8 protein-coding genes are annotated in these 12,330 nt (G+C 32.9%); 5 read left to right on the top strand and 3 right to left on the bottom strand.

Annotated features, from left to right (window positions below):
- Positions 1-2 precede the first annotated feature (2 nt).
- Genes H6578_03250 through H6578_03235 form a run of 4 tightly spaced genes read left to right on the top strand, consistent with a single transcriptional unit; the run spans position 3 to position 5,950 of the window.
- Positions 3-479: a hypothetical protein gene (locus H6578_03250; GenBank protein ID MCB9226178.1), complete on the top strand. Its 477-nt coding sequence runs from the start codon at positions 3-5 to the stop codon at positions 477-479.
- A gap of 38 nt (positions 480-517) precedes the next feature.
- The gene (locus H6578_03245; GenBank protein MCB9226177.1) at positions 518-1,855 is read left to right on the top strand and encodes a hypothetical protein; all 1,338 of its coding nucleotides are present in this window, start codon (positions 518-520) and stop codon (positions 1,853-1,855) included.
- 7 nt (positions 1,856-1,862) lie between these two features.
- Positions 1,863-2,216, top strand: coding sequence for a hypothetical protein (locus H6578_03240; protein MCB9226176.1), 354 nt, complete (start codon positions 1,863-1,865; stop codon positions 2,214-2,216).
- 47 nt (positions 2,217-2,263) lie between these two features.
- A complete protein-coding gene (locus H6578_03235) occupies positions 2,264-5,950 on the top strand; it encodes a T9SS type A sorting domain-containing protein (protein ID MCB9226175.1) in 3,687 nt (1,228 codons plus the stop codon).
- A gap of 103 nt (positions 5,951-6,053) precedes the next feature.
- Here the strand turns inward: H6578_03235 and H6578_03230 are convergent, their stop codons facing one another.
- Entirely contained in the window at positions 6,054-6,341 is a 288-nt protein-coding gene (locus H6578_03230; protein ID MCB9226174.1) for a hypothetical protein, read from the bottom strand.
- 260 nt (positions 6,342-6,601) lie between these two features.
- On the opposite strand from H6578_03230, the gene H6578_03225 reads away from it, so the two are divergent.
- Positions 6,602-10,561, top strand: coding sequence for a T9SS type A sorting domain-containing protein (locus H6578_03225; GenBank protein MCB9226173.1), 3,960 nt, complete (start codon positions 6,602-6,604; stop codon positions 10,559-10,561).
- Between the two features lie 416 nt (positions 10,562-10,977).
- Here H6578_03225 and H6578_03220 read toward each other — a convergent pair whose 3' ends face one another.
- Positions 10,978-11,769 (bottom strand): hypothetical protein, encoded by a 792-nt coding sequence (locus H6578_03220; protein ID MCB9226172.1) that lies wholly within the window; start codon positions 11,767-11,769, stop codon positions 10,978-10,980.
- Positions 11,770-11,937: 168 nt separating this feature from the next.
- The gene (locus H6578_03215) at positions 11,938-12,234 is read right to left on the bottom strand and encodes a hypothetical protein (GenBank protein MCB9226171.1); all 297 of its coding nucleotides are present in this window, start codon (positions 12,232-12,234) and stop codon (positions 11,938-11,940) included.
- Positions 12,235-12,330: the final 96 nt, after the last annotated feature.

Genomic DNA, 12,330 nt, shown 5'->3' with positions numbered 1-12,330 from the left:
TTATGGTAAATCCTAAAAAATTAGTTGGAATTGCTGCCGTTTTGGGCGTATTGATTGTAATATTTTTAGTGGTGGTAGGTATTCAAAAGCATCAATACAAAGTGTCTTTGTTAAAAAACGGCATTAGAACACAAGCTCAAATAGTAGATATAATTGAGGTAAGCAACAAAGAATATGCAAAAGGCAGAAAATTTAAAAGAACCACGCATTTTTTAGAACTGGCTCTTTTTGAACAAGACAGCTTAAATACGCAACCATTAGAAACGCAAGAAAAAAAAGACATTAAAAGCGGAGAAGATGTAGTTGATGATTTGTTTGACAAAATAGGTGTAAAACCAATAGCTTATGGCGAATACAAAAAGGTGCGTGTTCAAGTTGCCGGAGAAAATTATAAAAGCAAAAAAATAGGCGATTGGGTAACTTTTGTTTATTTCCCCAATGAGGCTGAAAAAGGTTTGCTACTTGACCAATTACAGTAAAATAATTTTTAAAAAAATACAATTAAAATAAAACCGTCATGAAAAAAACAATCATAATTGCAATAATTACAATAATATCGTTTTCATTGCAGGCACAATTTAAAAAACCGTCCATTCCTAAATTAGGTGGGAACAAAACCGAAACAAAAACAGAGGAAAGCACTTCCAGTCCGGCACAAACCTATATTGACGGAGCTAAAAACACCATTGAACGCTTAGACAAAGATGTTGCATCACCCTATTGGCATTCGGGAGGATTTGTAGGCACTTTTAATGATAACGTAAATGATTTAGAAAAGAAAATAAGCACAATTAAGACAAAAGATCCGAAATATGATGTTTCGCTTTTTGAAGAAAAACTTGCTTTCTATAAAGATGAGGCAAAAAAAGGAGTAGAGCAGGCAGCACAAAACAAAGTTGAAAAAGAAAAAGCCCAAGCCGAAGCAGAGGCACAGAAAAAAGCAGCAGAAGAAGCACAATACCATATTCCAGTAAAAGATAATGGAATAACTTCTACATTTCATAAAGAACATATTGGACAAATTGTGTTTTCTAATGAAAAAATTTCAGCATCAAATGTGGTATCGGCATCACTTAAAAACTCATTTAACATAAATCAATCTATTCATTTTAGAGCATTTTTTAGCCAATCGGTTTTCAATGCCTTGGTTAGCAAATACAAATCAAATTATTTAGAAAGAAATGGCATGTTTTATTGTAAAATCTATGTAGATGGTCAGTTGGCACGCGATAATATTTTATCTAAGCAAGTTGATGGTGTTACACTTATATCAGAAGATGATATTAAAATGCTCACTACTCTTGGCGGCACTCTTGATTTTAAACTAAAAGACATTGGTAGTTTGGAATATTTTAATGCTTTAATCAATCAGGAATCAAATTTAACCATAGGTTCTCACACCATAAAAATTGAATTATACCCCAGACATCAAACAAGTCAAGAACCAGAAGAAACAATATTAGCTTCGGGAGAATTTACTTTAGTAATAGACAAGCCTTTTATTAACCCCAATGATTATAATATTTGCATGCCTGCCTCTAAGAAAAACGACCCTACATTGGCTGCAAAATTATTAAAGATAGCTCAAGAAGATTGGATTAATTTATATGGTATGAATGGCGACATGAAACAATTGGTGTTTAGAAATTCTGACTGGGTTATTGAAAAGAATGAATATACCGGTAAAATTCTAAATAGAAGCATAAAAGCTGCTATTGCCGTTTCAAGTGATGAGGGTTGCAAATATGTAGTTTTCAAATTTGTACAAGATTATACCGGAAATGGGTACAGTTCAGAAACATATACCAGTTGGGAACCGGAAGAAGGTTCTATTTTTTGTGGGTGCATAAAATAATCATGTCGTGAAAAAAATTTCTTTAGTATTATTAGTATTAATGTTGTTTTGTGCAAAAATACAAGCACAAACTACGCAAAGCCCTATTTTAACTGAAAAAATTTCAGGTATTTATGGTGTACTTAACTCAATGAATAACAGTATAATTCTTAATGTAAATGAGGATTTCACTTTCACTTTTGAGGATATAAAAAGTAAAGTAAAAATTACTGGAGATTGGAAAGTTAAAAGAAATAGAACTGTTTTTAATTATAGTTTAGATAACAAAAATATTAAAAATCAATGGACTTTTTCAACAGATGGTCAAATAGTAAAGTTCCGCATTGGGTTTTCATTTTATCGCTTATGCAAAATCACATAGGATTACAACGAGATTGTTCTATATAATTAATATTAAACTTTTTAACAATGAAGTCATCATATATTTCAATACTTTTCCTAATATTTTTTTGCTACAAAACTAGTGCACAAAACGAAACATGCGGTTTTGTGTATTCCAATAATTATATAGAAGAATACAAAGCAAATTTGACAGATTATAAAGCAAACAAGCAGCTTTATTTAGCTCAAAACAATGGACACAAAAGCAGCAATACGGCAAAAAACAGTATAGCTATAAACGTGCATATTATTAGAGATGACAATGGCGTATCAAACATAGATACAGCCACTATTTCGCAAGGCATCAACTTTATGAACAAGGTTTTTGAAGATGCAGGTATTGAATTTTATGTATGCGGAAATTACAACTATATAAATAGCACATTATTTTACAATATGCACAACGGATTGTATGATTCAGTATATAACACACATGGAATACCCAATACCATAAATCTGTTTTTTGCACGTTATATTATACACTATGGCAGTATGGCGGCAGGTGTAGCTCCTACTCCGGGCGGTGGCGATTGGATTATATTGAGAAACAATGTAGATTCTGCCGTTTTTGCTCATGAAATGGGTCATTTTTTTGGTTTATTGCACACGCATGGTTTATTATATGATGTTTTAGGAAATACTTATACAGAAGAGTATGTAGATGGCTCTAATTGTAGTGAAACGGCCGATTATTTTTGCGATACACCTGCCGACCCCGGTATGCACAGCACCTATGGTATTAGTGTAGATACAGCCTGCCAATATATTCGTACTAACAAAGACATGCACTACCAAGTTTATACGCCCGATGTTCATAATCTTATGAGCTATGCTCCCAATAAATGCCTTACGCATTTTTCGGCAGAGCAATCCGATTTTATGCTATGGAATTATTTAAACCGCAGAAATTATTTAACTTGTTCTACTATTCATATAGATTTTAATTACCAAAATTTGGTATCGTGCGATAGTCCTTATGTATATAATTTTCAAAGCCAAAATATTGGTTTAAGTAATTTAAGTTGGGATGTAAATAATGACGGCACTACAGACTATACAGGGGCTAATATAACGCATGCTTTTGCACAGCCGGGCATTTATTGGATTACCCTAAAAGGAACAAACAACGGCAAAGTTTATACACGAAAAAAGCCTGTTAAAATAACACAAGCCTACCAAGTGCCACATTTAGAAACTATGAATAACGGCATTCCTGCCGATTGGTATTTAGAAAATTTAGACCATGGAAGAAAATGGGAATTAGAAAACGTAACCGGAAACAATGGTGCCAATTCACTGGCTTGGTGTTTTAATAATTTTGATTATACGGGCTATGAAGAAAAAGATGCTTTTATTACAAAAGCATACGATTTAAGAAATGTTGAAAATGCTCGTTTAAGTTTTGATATTGCCTATCAACCACATATAAACTGCGATTCTTTTACCATATACATTTCAACAGATTGCGGAAATAATTTTGCAACCACAATTCTTGCTATTTCCGATACTAATTTGGCTACAACAGAAAAAACCTACCAAAAATTTATCCCTTCGGCCACAGATTGGAAAAAACTAACAATAAACTTAGATGCTTTTGTAGGAAACTTTGTAAGTTTTAAGTTTGAAAACTACAATAAAAACGGCAATCAACTTTACATAGATAATATTTTGGTAGATGGTGGCACATTGAGCAAAGAAGTGGGTTTTGAGTACAGCAATATTCAAGTGAGCGAAACGGGAAAAGACGGCACACTAAATTGCAGAAAATATACCGATTATAATATCCCTTTGTATATAAGTGATGTGCCTACCAACAATGTAAATACAACTATAAATGCTACGGGCAGTGCATTAAACCAAATAGATTTTGATATACTAAACCCAAGCATTACCTTTTTAGCAGGGCAAAACAGTGTGCAATATCTTCAGTTAAGAATTTTTGATGATAATGCCAGCGAAACGCAAGAAAATATAGAATTAAAACTTAGCATTAACGGTGTAAGTGATTTTGACACTTCACAACAAACCAATACCTGCCTTGTATTAATAAACGATAACGACCCCATTAATCCGCAAGATAAATGGATAGCTACTATACTTTTAGATGAAAATTTTGATACTATGCAAGCAGATACCTTGCCCGGTTGGCAAAGAATAATATCTAATCCAATGTATTCAAACACCTATTGGTGGAGTTCATCTTTTTGGAACTCTTGGATTTATGACCCGAACAATCACAATTTCAACAATTCTTTAGATAGCACAAATTATATGTGTATTTCAAACTACTATTCATGGAATCAGGTCTTGTGCTCTACCTACTTAATTACACCGGAAATTAATGTAAGTCAATTTGATTCATTGCATTTAGAATTTGATCATTGGTTAAGGAATGTTCCTCTAACTGCCGGAGATTTAATAGTAGAGGCATGGAATGGAAATACTTGGATTAATTATTTACGCCATACAAAATCTGATGGGAATATAGGAAGTAATTTTCACCCAGAACATGCTATTTTTTCTTTAATGGGTTTTAATAATTCAGATTTCAAAATAAGAATTGGTATAGAAAATGAGCAAGAAGGGTTTTGGTATATGATGGACAATTTTAAATTAACTGCATTTCATAAAGCTAAAATCGCCACAAATTTGAATGAAACTAAAACTGCCTATTTAGGTCCTAATGATTTGGTACATTTTTATGATGAAAGCTCGGGAGATATTATAGCAAGCATACAAAACAACAACAGTTGGAATTATGGGTGTACACAAATACAAATTGACAGAGAAGGAATGGGAGCATTGCCTTATTTAATAAATGATGCAAGCTATTATGCCACGGAAAAAACGGTGTTAATTACGCCCACATACAATAATCCTACCGGAGAATATGATATAACTTTATACTACGCACAGGCAGAGGTAGATGGTTGGGAACAGCAAACGGGAGAAAGCTATACTAATTTGAGTTTAACAAAAACGGGGGGAGCTATTGCCAATATTTCCCCTACTACCCCATTAGCCAATGGAAATACAAACTTTGAAGCCACCAGTCCCTTAATTCAAGCATATATTAATTTGGGCAATAAAGTTCAAGGCACTTTTTCACAAGGATTTTCGGGTTTTGCAGCCGCTAAAGCAAATAATAATACCACCTTGCCGGTAGAATATTTGCAAGAATTGCAAGGGCAAAACAAAGGAGAAATGAATGAACTTAAGTGGACTACCGCCATTGAAATAAACAATGATTACTTTGAACTGGAACGAAGCGATAACGGTATTGATTTTAATACTATTGGAAAACAAAAAGGGAAGGGCAATAGCAATGAAACAACAAACTATACTTATTTTGATAAAACTTTTATTGAAGGCAATAACTATTATCGCCTAAAACAAGTAGATTTTGACGGAGCATACTCATTTTCAAATATTGTGGTAATAAATAATGTAAACGCATATAAAAACACTGTCTTTGCAATTTATCCCAACCCTGCATCCAACTCTTTTACTATAGCACTAAGCGAAAATGATGAGAAACTCAATATTGAAATTTCCAACACTTTAGGGCAAATAATTTATACTGACAACATTGTTGAAGGAAAGAATAATATCTCAACTGTTGATTGGACAAATGGAATTTACAGCATAGTCTTTAAAGATAAAACTGGTATATTAATAGGCAATAAAAAAGTGGTGATTAGTAATGAGTTTTAGCTTCCCCAATTCTCCCTATCCAAACTCCCTAATAGACGGATAGAGTTATAGAATGTTAGACAAGTAGACGCTTTAGTTTAGCCATTTTCTTCTTTGTAAGCTATTAAGCACCCCAGTTTTCCCTGTCTAATGAACGATACTGAATGGCTTCGGCTACGTGCTCGGGTTTTATGGTTTCGCTGTCATCTAAATCTGCAATGGTGCGGCTTACTTTTAGGATGCGGTCGTAGGCACGGGCACTTAGGTTTAGTTTTTCCATGGCACGGTCAAGCAGTTTAGTGCTTGCCTCCGATATTTGACAAAACGTTCGTAATTGCTTAGAGCTTATTTGCGCATTGCTAAATATTTCACTGTCTTTGTATCGTTCCAATTGTATTTCTCTAGCTTTAATTACACGGTTGCGTACTTCGCCATGGTGCGTGTCTCACGCAACAATTTTGTAAATTGGTTTAGAGTCCTCTATGAGAGGCTCTAAACGGGGAAAAATATTTACTCATGTTGTTAGCGCAACGCTTTTATACCAGATAGTAAATTGCAAAAAAATGTAATTTACTATCTATTTTTTTGTTGCACTTATTACTTGAACTTAGGAATTATTCATATCTTCAAAGTCTATTAAACTATTAGTAATTTTATAAACCACATTTTAGTATGAAAATCTATCGAATTATTATTTTATTTATTATATCTCAATTCACATGTTTTTTCACTAGTATGGGACAATTTTTTGAATGGGGCAGTTTGTTAAAACATAATATCGTTGAGTTAAAGGATGTAGCCTCTAATCAGTATGGAGATAATTTTTATGTTGGTCAATCCTCCATTACTGGTATGGTTACCTATCAAAATTATGTTTCAGGTAATGTTGTTTCATTTTATGGTCCAGGTGGAAACAAGCGTCCATTAATCATGAAAATAGCTGAAGATGGCAACTTGGTGTGGTATAAGTATTTGCAAACAAGTAATTTCTTCTCAGAATATACTTCTACTTCGGTTGCTGTTAATCAAGATGATGATGTCTATGTAAGTACGCATACAGGTGATAACAATAACGAAATTGGTGGTAGATCTTATCTAAATAAATTAGATTCAGATGGGAATGAAATTTGGGAGGTTCTAATAACAGAATCAAGAATCCATGAAATCGATTTAGATCAAATAGGAAATGTTATTGTTGCAGGAAGTTTCTATAGTACTTCTACGATTTATGCTACTAACCAAAACATTCAAAATACCGCAATAGGGGTAGATGGCTTTATTGCCAAATTCAACCCCCAAGGAGAATTTATGTGGATTAAGTCTTTAAGAAGCAGTTTAACAAATGATGTGTCAATTATTGATAATATCAGTATAAGTTCCAATGGCGACATTAATGCCACTGGAAGATTTAAAAGTACAATAGATTTTGACCCTGGAATAGATACGTTTAACATGACAGGCAATAGTAATAGTTCCATATATTATCCAGAAACATTTATCCTTAAATTAAACTCCGCTGGAGATTTTCTATGGGCCAAAGAAATCAATTCTCTAGGGAAAGTATATCCCACAGGGATTGTATCTACGGATAACAATGGAACCATTATTTGTGGAAATTTTTTAGGGTATACAGATTTAGATCCAGGTACTGCATTGCTAAATACAAATGGCTCCTTTGACATGTTTGTGATGCGTTTGGATGACAATGGAGATTTAGTTTGGGTGCATGATATTAGCGGGTATGGTGAAAATGAGATGGTGCAGATGGCAATTGGTGAAAATGACAATTTATATTTTACTGGAACCTTCTTTGGATCTTTAGATTTAAATCCAGGTCTTGGAATCAATGCTTTTAATTCTGGGAATTCTTCTTACAGTGATGTTTTTGTAGTATCCTTAGATTCTGCTGGAAATTATTTATGGGCCAGAATTCTCAAATCTGGTAGCATTCAAACTAATGACGAAGCATATGTTCTAGGATTAAACCAAGATGGTAACATCCTCCTATGTGGAACAATTGCCGCAGGTGCAGACCTAGATCCTGGACCAGGTGAAACTCCTGCTTATTCTCTTGGGTATAAGTACTTCATAAAATTGAGCCCCGACTCATGCGTATCTATGGCTTTGGTTGTTGAAGATATAAATGAGGTAAATTGTGTTTCTGATGGACAAATAGTTGCCACTACTATCAATCCAAAAGGGCCTGTTGAATACTATTGGGATTATTCCTCAACACCTAACGATTCATTTTTAACCGTTTTCACTGAAGGATTTCATCATCTTGAGGTAATTGATTCTGTTGGATGCAGCAGGAGTACTTCTGTGTACGTAGAAGGACCATCCGTAATAGGTAGTTTTGAGTTAATCTCTTCAATTTATAGCTCATCTACTACTTTTAGACCTGGCTTAAGTTATGAAATTACTGCAAATTCTTGTAATTCATCTTGCACACCAGTTTCAGGACAATTTTTAGTGGTTCTAGATGAGCTAATGAACTATCAGTCTTCTACAATTACTCCCGATAGTATTGCTGGAGATTCACTTTTTTGGAATTTCACAAATTTAGACTATGATTCTGGATGCATCACTCCCGTTATCACTGTGATAATGGACTCCACTTTTAATACCAATAGCATTAGTTGTATCAAAGCAGTTTCAGCTCCATTTGCTGGCGACTACAACTCATTTAACAATACAAGTATTAATTGTTATGGATGGATGAACAGCCTAGACCCTAACAACAAACAAGTTATTCCTAATGGAGAATGCGATAATCATCTTGTTATAAAAGATGATCCATTGAACTATATTATCAATTTTCAAAATATCGGAAATGCAGAAGCCATAGATGTAAGAATAGTAGATACCATAGATACAGACTTAGATATTGCAAGTTTTTTACTCGTTGACAAAAGTCACGAAGACTTGATAATAGAGTTGGTATCTGATAGTATTATAATTTTTAGATTTGATAGTATTTTATTACCAAACAGTGCTAATTCTCCGATACTTAGTAAAGGATATGTGAATTATCAAATATATCCGAAATCTGGGCTAAATAATGGCACAATAGTAGACAATGACGCATTGATCTTTTTTGATTATAACTACCCAATTAAAACGAATAGTGTTTTTAACACTTTAATAGATGTAATACCAGATCCAGATACGTCCGTTGTAATTTCCTTGTATTGCGATAGTGCCATTATTAATCAGCAGGTCTTTTATGCAGATGACACCATTTTCACAATACTCAAATCAAATTTCGGATGCGATTCAATATTAGAAACTCATTTGGTAATCAACAATTCTATTCAGACTAATGCTTTACAGATAGAGGCATGTGATTCTGCTTTAGTTGGTGGCACATGGTTTTACAGTTCTCAAACGATCTATGATACGCTCTCAACATTAAACGGTTGCGATTCGGTTGTTCAAACGGATATAACAATTTACAATTCTGTCGTTCAAAATGAATTGGTAACTGCATGTGATTCTACTCAAATTAATGGTAATTGGTATTTGACTTCTCAACTCGTTAGAGATACCTTCCAAACTATAAATAGTTGTGATTCGATTATTAATACCGATTTAACTATTCATTACTCAACATTCGAAACCCAAATTGAAACCGCTTGTGATAGTTTAGAAATTTTTGGAGATTGGTTCTACAGTTCTCAAACGATCTACGATACGCTCTCAACATCAAATGGTTGCGATTCGGTTGTTCAAACGGATATAACAATTTACAATTCGGTAATTCAAAATGAAACGGTGACTGAATGTGATTCTGCTCAAATTAATGATAACTGGTATTTGGCTTCTCAGTTCATTAGAGATACCTTCCAAACTGTTAACGGTTGCGATTCGATTATCAATACCGATTTGACCATTCATTACTCAACATTCGAAACCCAAATTGAAACCGCTTGTGATAGTATCTATTTTATGGGAAATTGGTACACTTCTTCACAAAATTTAGTTCAATCTTTTACTACACCAAATGGTTGTGATTCTGTTTTAAATACAATTCTTACTATCAATAATGGAACATTTAAAACTGAACAAATTGAGGCTTGCGATAGTGTAGCTGTTAATGGTATATTGTATTTCCTAAGTCAAAGCATATATGACACTCTATTATCAATTAATGGTTGCGATTCAATTGTAAAATATGATATTTTTATTGACAATTCATTTACAATCTCAATTTTTGACACCATTTTAAATACAGAAACTTATACTTTACCAAATGGTACAGTTGTTAATCAAACAGGAATCTATTACGATACATTACAAACAATAAATAATTGTGATAGTGTTATCATTACACATCTTTTTGTAAAAGACAATGTTGGGATTATCAATATTAATCCATCTGATTTAAGCTGGACTATTTATCCCAACCCTACATCCAACTCCTTTACCTTAGAATTAAATGAAGATGAAAAGGATTATACCGTACAAATTTCCAACACTCTAGGGCAGATTATTTATACCGGCAATATAACTGATAGAAAGAATAATATCTCAACTGTTGATTGGACAAGCGGCATTTACAACCTTACCATAAAGGATAAAACAGGCATGTTGATAAGCAATAAAAAGGTAGTGATTAGCAAAGATTTTTAGACTGTTAGATGCGAAACTTTTGCCCCCGTAGTGGATATCCCTGCCGATTTCCACTTTTTTTATTAAACTCTCAATCCAAAATTATCTACCACCAATTCTTAAATAAATTCAATATAAACATTAAGGTAATTTACAATATTAAAAAAATAAACAGTATTATATTCTTTATCCTTTTTGGAATAATGGACAAAAATTAGGCTATTTTTCAGACGTGAAGTTCTAATGGACATTTTTTAGGCTCTATTTTTTATGTTTTTTAGGATTGTCAAATTTAATTTTCCAAATTTGTGTTGTCTATATAAACGGAAGCGAGCTCTGCTGGAGAGCAACTCGTCAGGGATAATGTAGATGCTCGATAAAAATATCGGTACTATGGACTGCTAAAATTAGGAGTCCATAGCTATTTTTGGAGAGCTTTATGCCTTTAAAAACTCATCTATAAATTTAATTTTTCTTTTTTTAGATAATCCATTGTGGTTTCTTAGTTTATTCTTTAAGTCTGCAAAATGACCATCAATAGCATTGGTAGTGTTTGGAATATTAAGTTCTATATAATCGTACCAAGTAAATAACCAAGGTAAATTATTTTTTAAACTTCTATATGCACTTCGTAATTTTTTATGTGTATAAAAGGATTTATTTGTAACGGGGTTAATCGTTCTTTCATTGAGAAAGTCTTCCCATTTATTAAACCATAAATCTAAAGCTCCTGTAAAAGATTCTTTATCTGTTTGCTTCATTAAATTGACAACTTCCATTAGTTCTTTAGATGCTATAAGTTTGGGGTTCTTGGTTAAATATCTTCGTATAATTGCAGATTGATGAAATTGACACATTTGAACAGGAACATCAAATGATTGGATTAAACCTTTTCTTCCATCACAAACAATACCATTAATCTTAAACCCCAAAGATTTTAATTCATTGATTCCCTTGATATATAAAGCATTTGTTTCTGTTCTGACATAGTACTTCAATAAATTCTCTTTTGTTAGACTATCCTTAAACAACATAACGCCAAAGTTCCTTCCCCAATAGGTTGTATCCATAAGAACAACTACTTCTCTTGGAACTTTTGATTTTAATTCAACTAAAATAGAATCCAATCTTCTTTGAATGGTTTTTACTGAACATGTATATCTAATAGCAAGTTGAGAATAGGTTTGTTTTCCATATAAGTATTCATCCCAAAGAATCTTATTGTCAATCCTATTACCTCCTAAAAATTGTTTCCCACAATAAGAGCATTTATACAATTGAACACCTTTAACTTTTCCATTTTTCTTGGTAAATCCTTTACCACAGCTTAAGCACTTTTTTTATTCATAACCTTTGATTGCCCTCAAAGCTAATAATTATAACTGTTACAGCGATTCCTATCCTAAAAAATGTCCATTAAGCCTCCTTTTTATTATTTTACTATCTCCTCCCCATTTTTCTATAAACATCTCCTCCCTCTGCTCATTGTAATAAAGCCCATTTATTATAGATAATAAAATACCTGCTATAATGATAACGATAGTGGGCTTCCCTGATTTATAAAAATTATAAAACCAATCATTGAAACCTAACTCAAATGACAGTATAAAAACTACTTCAACTATTATATAAAACTGCAATAATATAATAATTAATTTAGCTGCGTCTGAACCACTCCAAGTAGTGTGTTTCAAAAATTTCCAGTTTTTAATTGTATAGTATAAATAATTAAAAAAGATCATTCTCCTTCAAGATTAATTTCCCCTCACAGCAAGCATCTCTACCGATTT

The sequence above is a fragment of the Chitinophagales bacterium genome, from assembly GCA_020635995.1.
Taxonomy (GTDB): domain Bacteria; phylum Bacteroidota; class Bacteroidia; order Chitinophagales; family UBA8649; genus JAFMKE01.
The sequence above is the reverse complement of the archived record's forward strand: the minus strand, read 5'-3'. Positions and strand labels throughout refer to the sequence as shown.

Bases quoted from the DNA above. Each gene is read 5' to 3' on its own strand.
- H6578_03245 (MCB9226177.1), top strand. From the start codon at position 518: ATGAAAAAAACAATCATAATTGCAATAATTACAATAATATCGTTTTCA.
- H6578_03250 (MCB9226178.1), top strand. From the start codon at position 3: ATGGTAAATCCTAAAAAATTAGTTGGAATTGCTGCCGTTTTGGGCGTA.
- H6578_03225 (MCB9226173.1), top strand. From the start codon at position 6,602: ATGAAAATCTATCGAATTATTATTTTATTTATTATATCTCAATTCACA.
- H6578_03235 (MCB9226175.1), top strand. From the start codon at position 2,264: ATGAAGTCATCATATATTTCAATACTTTTCCTAATATTTTTTTGCTAC.